The sequence below is a fragment of the Neisseria musculi genome (assembly GCF_014297595.2).
In the GTDB taxonomy this organism is placed as follows: Bacteria; Pseudomonadota; Gammaproteobacteria; order Burkholderiales; family Neisseriaceae; genus Neisseria; species Neisseria musculi.
Genome location: NZ_CP060414.2, coordinates 1,735,692 through 1,750,010 on the forward strand (window position 1 = coordinate 1,735,692; position 14,319 = coordinate 1,750,010).

Consider the following 14,319-nt stretch of genomic DNA (forward strand, 5'->3'; position numbering starts at 1 on the left):
ATCAGGCTCCGGCCTTGATTTTTTACTGCTTAAACCTTATAACCCCACCATCTTCAAACCTGCCGCAAAAGCTGCCCTGCCACATGAGCCATACCGTCCGCCTGCAATTGGAACATACCGACAACGCCGCGCTGCAACGCCTTTGCGGTGCGCTTGATGCCAATCTGAACACTCTTGCCCGCGCGCTCGACATCCAAATCAGCCGCCGCTTTTCCGATTTCACGCTTTTAGGCGGGCTTGCCCACGCCGGCCGCCGTGCGCTGCTTTCGCTGGCCGACACCGCCCGAGAGCGTGATTTGGACGACAGCGATATCCAACTTGCCGCTGTTGAAGCCAAAACCGCCGATGCGTCCCACCAAGAAAAACACCACGGCCAACAATATTATCTGCGCACCAAGCGCGGCAGTATAGGCGGGCGTACACCGCGCCAAAACGGCTATATCCGCGCCCTGCTCAATCACGATGTGGTGTTCGGCCTGGGCCCTGCCGGCACGGGTAAAACTTATTTAGCCGTGGCCGCCGCCGTTGATGCGGTGGAAAAACACCAAATCGAGCGCATTGTTTTGGTACGCCCTGCAGTGGAAGCCGGTGAAAAACTTGGTTTTCTGCCCGGCGATCTGGCTCAGAAAGTCGATCCCTATCTGCGCCCGCTCTACGATGCGCTCTATGATTTGATGGGATTCGACCGCGTAACCAAGCTGTTGGAAAAAGGGCTGATCGAAATCGCCCCTTTGGCCTATATGCGCGGCCGCACCCTCAACGGTGCCTATGTGATTTTAGACGAGGCACAAAACACCACACCCGAGCAGATGAAGATGTTTTTAACCCGCATCGGCTTCGGTGCCAAAGCCGTGATTACCGGCGACTTGAGCCAGATCGACCTGCCCCGCAACATCAAATCTGGCTTAAAAGATGCCAGAGAAAAACTCGCCGGCATCGAAGGGCTGTATTTCCACACCTTTACCAGCGAAGATGTGGTACGCCACCCGTTGGTGCAGAAAATCGTGGAGGCCTACGATGCCGCAGACGGGTGCGGAGAAAAGGCCGAAGGCACGCCGGCATAGTTTTGCGGAGCGGTTGCGCCTGCCTTTCACCGCCGCCGCTTTCCCACAATCACCGCATCAACCCGCACGGCAATCTAGCCAACCCGCTTTATTTTCGGTTTAAGGCACAAACCGCATGCCGTGAAAACAGTGGCAACCGGCTCTGTTGCTGCCCGGGCGGTTTGTAAAACCGTTCACTTTAGGCTAAAGCGCACACGGCAACGCCGCAACGGAAATGAAGCGGATTTAAGACGGCCGGTAAAATCTTCGCCTTGCCATGATTTTAAAGCGGACGGGCTCCCCCTTATTGCGCAATCATGCGGCCGCACTTTGCCGCCCGCTGCTGTTATCGGCTGCCGTGTCTCCATTACCACTCAGGGGCTGATTTTATTCAGCCCCTGTTTTATGTAAACGGCTTTGATTCAAGGCTGCAAAATCCCCGCGCCAGCCTGCGTTCTGAAAACTCAAGGCCGTCTGAAAGAATATTCAGACGGCCTTAGGCTTCTGTTTCACCATAAAATAAGGCAGGTTGAAATTTCGGTAAAAATACGCAGAGCCGTCTGAAATGCCAGAAGCCGTTATTTTATCGGCGCAACTGTAAAACAGGGGCTTCATAACAATATCAAGATATTACAGACTTCCTTCGGAAATCGGGCGGCAGCCGCAGATGGCCGGCATTTTCCAATCAGACAGGCCCCGCCGTTATGCTTCGATGAGCATGCCTTTGGTGGAGGGTATCCGGCCGCCCATACGCGGATCAAATTCCACTGCTGCACGCAGGGCACGGCCGAAAGCTTTGAACACGGTTTCGGCCTGATGGTGGGCGTTTTTGCCGCTCAAATTATCGATATGCAGCGTCATCATACCGTGATTGACCAACCCTGTGAAAAATTCGCCGAACAAATCCACATCAAACCGCCCGATCAAGGCGCGGGTGAACTCGATGTTGTAAACCAAACCGGGGCGGCCGGACAAATCGATAACCACCCGGCTTAAGGCCTCATCGAGCGGCACATAGGCATGGCCGTAGCGGCGGATGCCCGCTTTGCCGCCCAACGCCTGTTTCAATGCCTGGCCGAAAGTGATACCGATGTCTTCTACAGTGTGGTGGTCATCGATATGCAGATCGCCCTTGCAGGTGATGTCGATGTCGATCAGGCTGTGGCGGGCAACTTGGTCGAGCATATGCTCCAAGAAAGGCACGCCGGTATCGAAACGGCTTTTGCCCGTACCGTCAAGATTAACGGCCACGGTAATTTGGGTTTCGCAGGTATTGCGGCTGACCACGGCCGTGCGGCCTTCGGCAGAGTCGAAACCAAGTGCCGGCGCAGAAGCAGCACCCTCCGCCTGCCCGGCTGCGGCCGCACGGGCTGCGGCAACTTCTTTGCGGCGTTGTTCTGCTTCAGGATCGTGCTCGCGGTTCATCCAGCCTTTGCGCTTGCCCATGCCGGCTTCGAGCTTGGCCAACAGCGAAGGGCGGATGCCCCTGCCGTTTTCGTCTTCCGACTGCTGCTCCAGGCGGCGTTTGATTTGCGAGAGCGAAGCCGAATTGTCGTAACCGCAGCGGCGTGCCAGCTCGACCATCGAGCCGGCCTCTTTGGCCAGCAGTTTCAGGTTGTTCAGGTGAAGTTGGGTTTTGTTCATCATACAATCTTTCTGTTCACACAATATTTATTAATGAAACCGGGCTGATGTATTCACACCGGACCGGTTTGCCGTCTGAAAACATCATCAGGCGGCTTTATCAGGCATATAAATCGCGGATAACGTTTAAAACCGCATTGTTTTGTTGCGGCGCACCCACAGTAAGGCGCAGGCATTGCGCCAGCAGCGGGTGCGAACCATGCAGTTTTTTCACCAAAATCTTATTGCGCTTTAAGGTTTCGTGCGCCGTGTCGGCACAAGGCACGCGCACGGTAATGAAATTGGCCTCGCTGGGAAACACTTTCAGACGGCCGATGGCAGAAAGCGCTTGAAACAGGCGTTCGCGCTCGACTTTCAAAACGGTCGTAGTCTGAGCAATTTTGTCTGCATGCCGCAGGGCAAATTTGGCCGTTGCCAAACACAATTGGTTCATATTGTAGGGCGGCACGATTTTCGCCAACTCACGCATCACGCCCGCACAACCGCAGGCATACCCCACCCGCAGGCCGGCAAAGCCGATTTTGCTGATGGTGCGCATCACCACCAGATTTTCAATGCTGCCCGCCTGCGGCAGAAAACTGTCGCCGCTGAAAGCGCCGTAAGCCTCATCCACCACCACCAGTCCTTTGGCAGCGCAGATAACGGCCTGCACATCTTCGCGCTCGAAACCCGTGCCGGTGGGGTTGTTCGGATAGGCGATAAAAATCAGCGCGGGATTATGCTTTTCGACAGCAGCCAACACCGCCGGAAGATTGAGCGTGAAATCTTCGTTCAACGGCACACCGATATAATCCATACCGTATAAAGCAGCATTGTGCCGGTACATCACAAAGCCCGGCTCCACCGCCAACATGGCCGCACCGGGCTTTGCCAGCAGCATGGCAAACAGCTGTATCAGCTCGTCCGAGCCGTTGCCCAACGCAATTTCGGCCGCCGGCGGAACGGCAAAGGCCTCGCGCAAAACCGCCTGCAGGCCGCTGGTTGCAGGGTTGGGATAAAGATGTATCGGCACATTTTTCAGCAGCCCCACCCATTCGTTTAATAACGCTTCATCATCGGCAAACGGATGATAAGGGCTTTCCATCGCATCAAGTTTGATAAAGCCTTCGGGCAAATCAGCCACCCGATAGGCGGTTAAAGCCCGGATATCCGGGCGGATTAAATCGGAAAAAGCAGTCATATCTCGGCTTCTGTAAAAACCGGCGCAGCGGATTGAAACCGCACGCATGGAAAATATAATATTCAGTCTCTCAGCATAACTTTCGATAAATATAACATATTTTTTTATTGAAAGTTAACGTTTCGTTTTATTTTTTCATAGATTTATTTAAAGAAACCTTTAAGCATGGGTGATATGGCAAACCCTCTTCCTTTCCGTTATAGCATCTCTGCACCTTAGCCCAATAAAACCCAATTTCCAAAAGGAAAGCGGTTTCTGCGGTGTTGAAGTGCAACATCTGCCTAGCTTTCAGATACCCGGCTTTCAGACGGCGGTTCGGAGGCGCCGGCGGGGTGTTTGTAGCGGTTGTAGGCAAACAGATATTGGTGCGGGAAACGTTTGATCCAGTATTCCACATTGCTGTTTATCACCTGAGCATCGTGATCCTTGTTGCCGTTAAGCGCGCCCTGCAAAGGCTCGATGTGCAGCACAAAGCCCTGCCCTGCGGGCAAACGTTCGCCTGCAAAAAACAGCGCCCTCACGCCTTTTACCTGCGCGAGTTTGCCTGCCAGCGTCATCGTGTAGGCGGGCTTGCCGAAAAAACCGGCCCACACGCCTTCGCCGCCTTCTTGGGGATCGGGCACATGGTCGGGCAAAACGATGGTGGCCTCACCCGCGCGCAGGGCTTTGATAATCTGCTTCACCCCTTGGATATTGGCGGGGGCGGTGCGCCCTTTACCGCGCACTCTCCCGGCCTGCATCACTTGGTCTAAAATCTTGATTTTCTGAGGCTTATACATGGCGGTGAGCGGAAACGGCAACTGCTCGCTGATATAGCGCCCAGCGATATCGTAGCTGCCGATGTGCGGCGTGATAAGCAGCAGGCCTTCGCCTTTTTCCACCGCCTGCCGGATATGCTCCCAGCCGTGCGCAGCTTTGAACAGCCCGGCCACTTGTTGAGGCTGTCTGAAAAAAGCCACCGGCAGCTCCAGCCCGCCTTTGGCGGTTTCGCGCAGCACGGCTTTCACGGCGGCATCGCCGGCATCAAGGCCGGCAATCTGCAAATTGCTGCGTATCCGCTCGCGGTCTTTGCGGGCAAAATAAAAGCCCAAAACGCCCAATACATCGCCGATGGCGTGCAGCACGCGCAGAGGCAGCACGGCGGCAAGGCGGAACAGCAGAAAAACCAAAGTTTGCATAGCAGGCACCGGCGGATAAAAACGGCATTGTAATGGAAAAGGCTGCAGCACGGTGCGGCCGTCTGAAAGGACTTCGGGCAGGCTTTTCAGACGGCCTTTGCCCAACGGTGCAAGGGCAAAATGCGCCAAGCTGTTTTTCAGACGGCCGGATTAGATGGTGCGGCGGCAAAATGTTGCAAGCAGTTTTCAGACGGCCCCTGCCCTGCGGTATGACCGTCTGAAATGTCTGTCTAAACTCCTTTCATGGCTCGGGCTCGATTCCGCATCGGGTAGGCGTATGTCATGCCGGCAAAGGGTTGTTTGCTGCGCGCAGCTTCCGCGCCCGCTTGCCCGCCCGTTTGCCGTTATCCGACCGCCGGGCTGCCGCCTCTGCACAAAGCCTGGCCAACCGCTTGACTCGATATTTATATCATTGAGTTTCAATGAAAAATTTAACGCCATGCACGGCAGGATTGATAGTGGTTGAAGCCCCGCCGTTCATGGCGGTAGAATCCGCATTTGCCTGATAGGCGCAATGCCTGCCGTATCAGCCCCACGCGCGGAAATGCGCGGTGTTAAAACATGAAAGTGTGTGTATGAGCGAATATGTGTTTACTTCGGAATCTGTGTCGGAAGGCCACCCCGACAAAGTGGCCGACCAGATTTCCGATGCTGTTTTAGATGCCATTCTGGCGCAAGACTCTAAAGCCCGCGTGGCCGCCGAAACGCTGGTGGCCACTGATTTGTGTGTGCTGGCGGGGGAAATCACCACCACTGCCGAAGTCGATTACGAACAAACTGCCCGCGAAACCATCGCCCGCATCGGCTACAACAACCCCGAATGGGGCTTTTCGGCCGATTCCTGCAAAGTGGTGTTGAACTACGGCCGGCAGTCGCCCGACATTGCCCAAGGTGTAAACGAAGGCGAAGGCATAGACTTAAACCAGGGTGCGGGCGACCAGGGGCTGATGTTCGGCTATGCCTGTGATGAAACGCCTGCGCTGATGCCGTTTCCGATTTATTACAGCCACCGCCTGATGCAGCGCCAGAGCGAAGTGCGCAGAAGCGGCCTGCTGCCGTGGCTGCGCCCCGATGCCAAAGCCCAGCTCACCTGCGTGTACGACAGCGAAACCGGCAAGGTGAAACGCATCGACACGGTGGTGCTTTCCACCCAGCACAGCCCCGACATCGGCCGGGAAGATTTGATTGATGCCGTGAAACAACACATTATCTTCCCCGTGCTGCCCAAAGAAATGCTCGCCAAAGAAACCAAATATCTGATCAACCCCACCGGCAACTTCGTTATCGGCGGCCCGCAGGGCGACTGCGGTTTAACCGGCCGCAAAATCATTGTCGATACCTATGGCGGCGCGGCTCCGCACGGCGGCGGCGCGTTTTCCGGCAAAGACCCCACCAAAGTGGACCGCTCCGCCGCCTATGCCTGCCGCTATGTGGCCAAAAACATCGTGGCCGCAGGTTTGGCGCGCCAATGCCAGATTCAGATTTCCTACGCTATCGGCATTGCCGAACCGACCTCCATCGCCATCGACACCTTCGGCACCGGCGAATTAAACGAAGCCGAATTAATCAAACTGGTACGCGAACATTTCGATCTGCGCCCCAAAGGCATTATCCGAATGCTCGACCTGCTGCACCCGATTTACGGAAAATCCGCCGCCTACGGCCACTTCGGCCGCGAAGAGCCGGAATTCACCTGGGAGCGCACCGACAAAGCCGCCGCCTTAAAAGCCGCATCGGGCTGGTAAAAAATCTGCCGCCCTTCTGCAAAGGCCGTCTGAAAGATTGATGTTTTTCAGACGGCCTTTCACACCGGTCGCCGGTATGGTGGTTTCGCCCTTTATTTCCGTTACGGCATTGCTGCGCCTTGCTCGAAACACACGTCTTTGCCTGCCCAAGCAGCAGAATCGGGGCTGCGCCGTCTGTAGCTTACTGCCCTGCCTGAAAATAAAAAGCACCCTACCGTTAAATCGAAGCAACGCCCGGCAGCGGAAAAGCGGAAAACGGTTAGGCAACATCATGCGGCTGCCATTGTTTCCGCAGCCGTATCATTGGTAAGATACGGGCGGCAATTTCCGATTATCCACCGCCAAAGGAGAACAAAATGAATGCGTTACCCTGGGAAATCCAACTCGCCGCAGCCTCCGTTACCGGCTTTGCCGCCGGCCTGCTGGTAATGTGGCTGGTTTTACGCCCGAAAACCGGCCGGCACAAACAGGAGCGCGAAATGCTGATGCAGGAGTTCGGCCGGTTCCGCCGCCAAGTAGACGAACATTTCGTAGAAACCGCCGCCGCTGTCGATGAATTAAACCGCAGCTATCAAAAAGTTATCCGGCACTTAAGCAGCGGCGCCCACTCGCTGATGGACAAAAAAACTCTGCAGGAACAACTCACCAAGCGCGGCAACGCTTCCATTACTGTGGCTTATCTGGCCGCCGAAGCCGCCGCAACGGCCGACACGCCCGAAACCGCCGCCGTTACCGCCGATGCCGTTGCCGCTCCGCAGCCGGATGTCGATTTGGACGAGCAAACCCCTGTGAGCGATGCCCCGGTGATTACCCCGCCTCCGCTGGCCGGTGATGCTGCGCCGCCCGAAGCAGACCAAACCGGGGCTGCCAAACAAGAACATGCGGCTGAAACGGTGTCGGAACCCGCCGAATCCGAGCCGGCCTCCGCAAACACAGCATAAGTTTGCGGCAGATGAAAAGCGTGCGGCCGGGTTTGGTTTATGGTTACGGCTTTATTTTTATCAAGCAGCCGCACCCGGTTCTGTCCCGGGTATTTTGGTTCTAAAAATACGGCATGCCGATGCCTTGGAAAAAATACCCCGAGGCCGTCTGAAAAACTGATATACCGCCATTAGTTTCGCCGGTCCGCTGCGTTACCCTGCACAGCAGGCATCCGGTGAAAAGATTGAAATATCAGTCAACCCAACACTCAAATGCCAACAACTGCGCGGGGCTGCTTCATTTCCGCTAAGGCATTGCTGCTGCCTTAGTTTTAGGCAAAAATGGTTTTGCCGGCCGCTTAAACGGCAACAGAATCGGCTCCATACCGTTTTGCGCTGCCTGCGGCCTGTTGTTTTACGCCAAAAATGAAGCGGGTTCGCGATGGTCAAACCGTGCCGGATGATGCAGGCGGGTTGCCCTGCCCGCCCCAACCCCGTTTCTGTCTCTGAAATTTTCCGCCTGCCCGGGCGGCAGCAGAACGGATTCTGCACTGCCCGCGCGGCCGCAATCCCGCTGCCTTGCCCTCTTCGATTCGGGTGCGGTTTCGTTATCCATGCTTTTGCAAATATGCCCGGGCCGAAACCTTTGCAAAACTACTTTAAGGCCGTCTGAAATGCTTAAATCCCGCCATTAGCTTCGCAAGTCTGCTACGCTGATGACGATTGTTGAATGGCTCAGACGGCCTAAATGAATTTTGCAAAGATTTCAGGCCGTCTGAAAATATGTTCAAACGGCCTGTTGTGATACAGACGGTGTATTTCAAACCCGTTCGCCGCGCAGCGAGAACGTGTAGGCTTCGGTGATTTTCAGATCAATCATTTGGTTGATCAAATCGGCGGAACCTGTGAAATTCACCACACGGTTGTTGGCGGTGCGCGCCTGCAGCTGGTCGGGATCTTTTTTAGAAATGCCTTCCACCAGGCAGCGCTGCACGGTGCCGATCATGGTTTGGTTGATGCGCGCGGTTTCGGCCTCGATCACTTCGTTGAGTGCCTCAAGGCGGCGCACTTTTTCTTCGTGCGGCGTGTCGTCGGGCAGGTTGGCGGCGGGCGTGCCGGGGCGCGGGCTGTAAATAAACACAAAGCTCAGATCGAAAGCCATGTCTTTCACCAGCTTTAAGGTTTGCTCGAACTCGGGCTCGGTTTCGCCGGGAAAACCGACAATAAAGTCGGAGCTCAAACACAAATCGGGGCGGATGGCGCGCAGTTTGCGGATGATGGATTTGTATTCCAGCGCAGTATAGCCGCGCTTCATTGCTGAAAGTACGCGGTCGGAACCGCTCTGAACCGGCAGGTGCAGGTGGGAAACCAGTTTGGGCAGATCGCGGTAGCACTCGATGATGGCATCGGAAAATTCGCGCGGGTGGCTGGTGGTGAAGCGCATGCGCTCGATGCCGGGGATTTCGTGTACGATGCGCAACAAAGTGGCAAAATCGCAAATTCCGCCGTTGTCTGTTTCACCGCGATAGGCGTTTACATTCTGCCCCAGCAGATTGATTTCTTTCACGCCCTGCTGGGCAAGATTGGCGATTTCGGTGAGCACATCGTTTAGGGGGCGCGAAAACTCTTCGCCGCGGGTGTAGGGCACCACGCAGAAGCTGCAATATTTGGAACAGCCCTCCATAATCGACACAAATGCGCTGCCGCCTTCCACGCGGGCGGGCGGCAGGTGGTCGAATTTTTCGATTTCGGGAAAGGAAATATCCACTTGCGAGAGGCCGGTGGTTTCTTTGTCGATAATCATCTGCGGCAGGCGGTGCAGGGTTTGCGGGCCGAACACCACATCCACATAGGGCGCACGTTTCACGATGGCTTCGCCCTCCTGTGAGGCCACGCAGCCGCCCACGCCGATAATCAGGTTGGGTTTTTTGGCTTTCAGGGGTTTGACGCGGCCTAAATCCGAAAACACTTTTTCCTGCGCTTTTTCGCGCACGGAGCAAGTGTTGAAGAGAATGATGTCGGCCTCTTCGGCCTCGCCCACTTGCACCAAATCTTCTCCCTGAGCGAGCACGGAGAGCATTTTTTCGCTGTCGTATTCGTTCATCTGGCAGCCGAAGGTGCGGATAAATACTTTTTTCATATCAAACGGATAAATGGTTTACTGGCGGGCGGCACGCTGCTCGAAAGCCTGCTTTTCGGCATCGGTGAGCACCCAGATTTCGCTGATGTTGCCGGCTTCGTTGCGGCGCACGGCAACGGCTTTGCCGGTATGGCCAGTGAGCTTGCCGCGCACAATAAAGCGGTTGCGTTCGTCTTTGATGCGCAAATCATGGGTGGCGGTAAAGGTTTCGGCATTGCCGTCAATCCAGCCTAGAGTGAGGATTTTCAACCAAGAAAGGCCGCCGTTGCCCAATACAATCTGCGGGTATGCCACCTGCTTCAACACGGCCACATCCATATCGGCCGGCACGGTGCGTTGCGCCCAGGTTAGAGAAGAAAACAATAAAATCAAAAGGGTAAATAATTTTTTCATGATATTTTTCTACCGTAATGTGAGTAATACAGCGGGGGGGGGATTATAACATAGAGAAGCAAGGCGTAATCTTTGTTTCCAATAGAGATTTATCTTGGCGGCCGATTTGCTCCGGTTTGCCGGGGAGTGTCTTCGCCTGCCTCCCGTGTCGGCAAGATGGGAGCCTGCTACGGATAACGGGGGGCACAATGATGCAGAAGAGCCGGAAACAGGCCGTCTGAAAACAGTCTGCACAGAAAGTTTTGCCGATCCGTTGATACAGAATATGGAATGACTCATTTGAACCACAGGGTAGGTTTGCCGTTTTTAAATATGCGCGGCGGCAGACGGTGTGCAGGCGGGCTGTATGATCTGCAACGGGTTCGGCGCGGCGGCTCTTGAAAATCCGAAAATCCGTCCTCAATAAGAACGTTCAGATTGAAGAACATTCGGGTTGGAAGCTGCTTCCCGCCTGCATTGCGGCGGCATTTCAGACGGCCTGTCTGTGGAAATTGCAGCCTTTTGCCTGCATATTCTGCCGGTTATAGTCAGCCCGCTTTATTGCCGTTGCGGCATGGCTGCGCTCCAGCCCAAAGAATGGTTTTGCAAGCCGCCCAAACGGCAACAGAACCGGCTGCGGCTTGCCTTGCCGAAAATAAAGCGGATTCACTGGTTATGGTTATTATGATGCCGATGCCCGTTCCGGGAGCTTTGACACTTCGGCATACCAAACCGCGCGGTATACAAAAGCACCCAAACCAGCTCACTCCGACACCACCGACACCTGGATTGATTATGCCGCACACCCTCCCGCTTACCGAGCCCGCCGTTGCCGGGCTGCCCGCAACCTTTTACCGCCGCATCCGCCCCGAGCCGCTCTCCCAACCTTATTGGGTGGCGCAAAATCACGCGCTGGCGGCAGAAATGGGCTTGAGGCCGTCTGAAATCTTCGACAACCCCGACAATCTGCTCTATCTGGCCGGCAGCGCGCCCGCCTACAACCCCACGCCCATCGCCACCGTGTACAGCGGCCACCAGTTCGGCGTGTATGTGCACCAACTCGGCGACGGGCGCGCGGCTTTGCTGGGCGAGAGCGGCAGCGGCGGGCAACGCTGGGAATGGCAGCTCAAAGGCATGGGCAAAACGCCCTATTCGCGCTTTGCAGACGGCCGCGCCGTGTTGCGTTCCAGCATACGCGAATACCTCTGCTGCGAAGCCATGCACGGCCTGGGTATCGCCACCACGCGCGCACTCGCGCTCACCGGCAGCAACGATGCGGTGTACCGAGAAGAAGCCGAAACCGCCGCCGTGCTCACGCGCATCGCCCCGAGCTTTATCCGCTTCGGCCACTTCGAATATCTCTACCACACCGGCCGGCACCACAACCTGCCCGTGCTGGCCGACTTTTTAATTGACCGCCACTTCCCCGAATGCCGCCGGGCCGATAACCCTTATTTGGCGTTTTTCCAAACCGTTTCGCAGCGCACCGCCGCCCTGATAGCCGCCTGGCAGAGCGTGGGCTTCTGCCACGGTGTGATGAACACCGACAACATGTCGGCACTCGGGCTCACCATAGATTACGGCCCGTTCGGCTTTCTCGACCACTACGACCGCCACCATGTGTGCAACCATTCCGACCACGAAGGGCGCTATGCCTACAACGAGCAGCCCCATGTGGCACATTGGAACCTGATCCGCTTCGCCTCCTGCCTGCTGCCGCTGGTGCCCGAAAGCGCACTAACCGATGAGTTGGAACGCTTTCCCGAAGCGTTCCAGACAGCCTATACCGCCAGAATGCGCGCCAAAATCGGCCTGCAAACCGAAGAGCCTGCAGACCATGGGCTAATCGGCGATATGTTTGCCGCCCTGCAAGGCAGAAAAGTAGATTTCACCCTGTTTTTCAGGCACTTGTCTAAAATCGGCAACACCCACGGCGAACCGCCGCCGCCCGAGCTGGCTTCCCTGTTTGAAGGTTCCGCCGATGCCTTTGTCCACTGGCTCGGCCGCTACCGGGGCAGGCTGCACGCCGAAAACAGCAACCCCGAAGCGCGCGCCGTGCGCATGAACGCCGTCAACCCGCTGTATATCTTGAGAAACTATCTGCTCGAACAAGCCATCACACAAGCCAAAAACGGCGACTTCCGCGAAATCGAACGCCTGCACCGCTGCATGCAGAACCCGTTTGAAGAGCGGCAGGAATTTGCAGATTTTGCCGAACGGCCGCCGCAATGGGCAGGCGGCATCTGCGTGAGCTGTTCGAGTTAGCCGCTTAGCCGCTGCGCCCGTTTCAAAAAGCCGCCGGCCGTCTGAAATACCCAACCGCTGCCGCACACGCGAGCCGAAATCCGATCTCGCCCTGCAAATGCCTAAAACACTTTTTCAGACGGCCTGCGTTTTTTGATACTGCCGTGCCTGTCTCATACCCAATCGGTTCATGGCAAAACTTTTTCAGACGGCCTCAGACTTTGCGCCACCCACTCAGGCCGTCTGAAATACCCAACTGCTGCCGCACACGCGAGCCGAAATCCGATCTCGCCCTGCAAACGCCTAAAACACTTTTTCAGACGGCCTGCGTTTTTTGATACTGCCGTGCTTGTCTCATACCCAATCGGTTCATGGCAAACTTTTTCAGACGGCTCCAACCTTTGCCCCCCGCTCAGGCCGTCTGAAATACCCAACCGCTGCCGCACACGCGAGCCGAAATCCAATCCCAACTTCACACGTTATGGAATGTTGTTTTTTAAAATCCGCACCCGCCAGCGCGGGAACGGCGGCAAATAAAACGCTATGATATTTTTGAATGATGCAAAAGCCCAGGGCTGCCGTTTATCCCTGCTATAATCCACATCTTTGCCCCCTGCCCCAGGCCGTCTGAAAATATGAATACCCGCCCCACCCGCATTCTCGGCATCGACCCCGGCAGCCGCGTTACCGGCTTCGGCGTGGTGGACGTGCGCGGGCGCGGGCATTTCTATGTGGCCTCCGGCTGCATCAAAACCCCCCCGAATGCGCCGTTGGCCGAACGCATCTCCGTGATTGTGAAACACATCGATGAAATCATCACCGCCTACCGCCCGCAGCAGGCGGCGGTGGAGCAGGTGTTTGTGAACGTTAATCCTGCCGCCACGCTGATGCTCGGTCAAGCGCGCGGCGCAGCGCTCGCGGCGCTGGTGATGCACGGCCTGCCCACTTTCGAATACACCGCCCTGCAAGTCAAGCAGGCCGTAGTCGGCAAAGGCAAAGCCGCCAAAGAGCAGGTGCAGCACATGGTGGTGCAGATGCTGGCTTTGTCGGGCACGCCGCAGGCCGATGCTGCCGACGGCCTGGCCGTTGCCCTCACCCATGCACTGCGCAATCAAGGCCTGGCCGCACAACTGCAACAAGGCAGCCTGCAAATCAAGCGCGGGCGTTTTCAAAAAAAATAACCCGAAACGGAAACCGGCAGTTTCAGACGGCCGCAAAACCTGCAAACACCAACCTGCAAATCTGCACACATTTCATGGCAAATCCGATAAAACCCGGCACAAAGCAAACCGCAAAGAGCGTGAATTTTCTGACACTGCCTCATTACATTGCTGCGCCTTAGCCCGAAGAGAACAGTGGACTCGGACCTTTTATTTGAGATTAATCCTATCATGATAGTAATAATGGATATACTCATATTTCAAGCCGCCAAAACAGCAACAAAACCAGTTCTGCACATTTTTCTGCGGCCTTCCGGTATTTGAAATATGTAGATTCACCATACCCGCCTCCTGTTTTCAGACGGCACCAAGCCTTTGCAAAAATACTTGATGCCGTCTGAAAAACCGAAATACCGCCATTCTGCTGTAACGGAAATAATGGTAAATAAATTTTTGGTGCTGTTTTTGAATCTTGCCTATTCTAAACCTACTTGCAGTAAAGCCGCACCGATTCACTACAAAACAAACGGTATTTAAGATGAGGCAGGCAGCTGTATCAAACGGAATATCTGCGGCAGGCCGCAGATACAAACCATATAGGGTGCGGCAGTGCTATAACTTTAAAACTAACCGGCTATCGCAGAAGCATTCCGCCCACGACACTGCAACCTCCGGCCGCTGCAGCGTATCCTG

General features: G+C 55.6%; 11 protein-coding genes. 5 read left to right on the forward strand and 6 right to left on the reverse strand.

The genetic code is table 11. The features are described from left to right. The first annotated feature begins 83 nt into the window (after positions 1 to 83). A complete protein-coding gene (locus tag H7A79_RS09105) occupies positions 84 to 1,064 on the forward strand; it encodes a PhoH family protein (protein WP_135034381.1) in 981 nt (326 codons plus the stop codon). A gap of 681 nt (positions 1,065 to 1,745) precedes the next feature. On the opposite strand, the gene hisB is transcribed toward H7A79_RS09105, so the two are convergent. The 3 genes from hisB to H7A79_RS09120 all read right to left on the reverse strand — a co-directional run bounded on the left by hisB (position 1,746) and on the right by H7A79_RS09120 (position 5,045). Then, positions 1,746 to 2,687, reverse strand: coding sequence for an imidazoleglycerol-phosphate dehydratase HisB (gene hisB / locus H7A79_RS09110; protein WP_135034404.1), 942 nt, complete (start codon positions 2,685 to 2,687; stop codon positions 1,746 to 1,748). Positions 2,688 to 2,787: 100 nt separating this feature from the next. After that, positions 2,788 to 3,867 (reverse strand): histidinol-phosphate transaminase, encoded by a 1,080-nt coding sequence (gene hisC / locus H7A79_RS09115; protein ID WP_187000035.1) that lies wholly within the window; start codon positions 3,865 to 3,867, stop codon positions 2,788 to 2,790. Positions 3,868 to 4,148: 281 nt separating this feature from the next. Further along, entirely contained in the window at positions 4,149 to 5,045 is an 897-nt protein-coding gene (locus tag H7A79_RS09120) for a lysophospholipid acyltransferase family protein (RefSeq protein WP_187001676.1), read from the reverse strand. A gap of 575 nt (positions 5,046 to 5,620) precedes the next feature. On the opposite strand from H7A79_RS09120, the gene metK reads away from it, so the two are divergent. Both metK and H7A79_RS09130 read left to right on the forward strand, forming a co-directional pair. Next, on the forward strand, positions 5,621 to 6,790 hold the full coding sequence (gene metK / locus H7A79_RS09125) for a methionine adenosyltransferase (RefSeq protein ID WP_187000036.1): 1,170 nt from the start codon (positions 5,621 to 5,623) through the stop codon (positions 6,788 to 6,790). A gap of 356 nt (positions 6,791 to 7,146) precedes the next feature. Next, entirely contained in the window at positions 7,147 to 7,731 is a 585-nt protein-coding gene (locus H7A79_RS09130; protein WP_187000037.1) for a ZapG family protein, read from the forward strand. Between the two features lie 799 nt (positions 7,732 to 8,530). On the opposite strand, the gene miaB is transcribed toward H7A79_RS09130, so the two are convergent. Both miaB and H7A79_RS09140 read right to left on the reverse strand, forming a co-directional pair. Continuing rightward, positions 8,531 to 9,850, reverse strand: a complete 1,320-nt coding sequence (miaB, locus tag H7A79_RS09135; RefSeq protein WP_135034378.1) for a tRNA (N6-isopentenyl adenosine(37)-C2)-methylthiotransferase MiaB — start codon at positions 9,848 to 9,850, stop codon at positions 8,531 to 8,533. Positions 9,851 to 9,868: 18 nt separating this feature from the next. Beyond that, positions 9,869 to 10,243: a hypothetical protein gene (locus tag H7A79_RS09140; protein WP_187000038.1), complete on the reverse strand. Its 375-nt coding sequence runs from the start codon at positions 10,241 to 10,243 to the stop codon at positions 9,869 to 9,871. A 774-nt stretch (positions 10,244 to 11,017) separates the two neighbouring features. On the opposite strand from H7A79_RS09140, the gene H7A79_RS09145 reads away from it, so the two are divergent. Beyond that, complete coding sequence (locus H7A79_RS09145) at positions 11,018 to 12,487, forward strand: protein adenylyltransferase SelO (protein ID WP_187000039.1); 1,470 nt, start codon at positions 11,018 to 11,020, stop codon at positions 12,485 to 12,487. A 167-nt stretch (positions 12,488 to 12,654) separates the two neighbouring features. Here the strand turns inward: H7A79_RS09145 and H7A79_RS09150 are convergent, their stop codons facing one another. Then, complete coding sequence (locus H7A79_RS09150; protein WP_187000040.1) at positions 12,655 to 12,942, reverse strand: hypothetical protein; 288 nt, start codon at positions 12,940 to 12,942, stop codon at positions 12,655 to 12,657. Between the two features lie 159 nt (positions 12,943 to 13,101). Between H7A79_RS09150 and ruvC the strand changes: the two genes are divergently transcribed. Next, complete coding sequence (gene ruvC / locus H7A79_RS09155; RefSeq protein ID WP_187000041.1) at positions 13,102 to 13,647, forward strand: crossover junction endodeoxyribonuclease RuvC; 546 nt, start codon at positions 13,102 to 13,104, stop codon at positions 13,645 to 13,647. Positions 13,648 to 14,319: the final 672 nt, after the last annotated feature.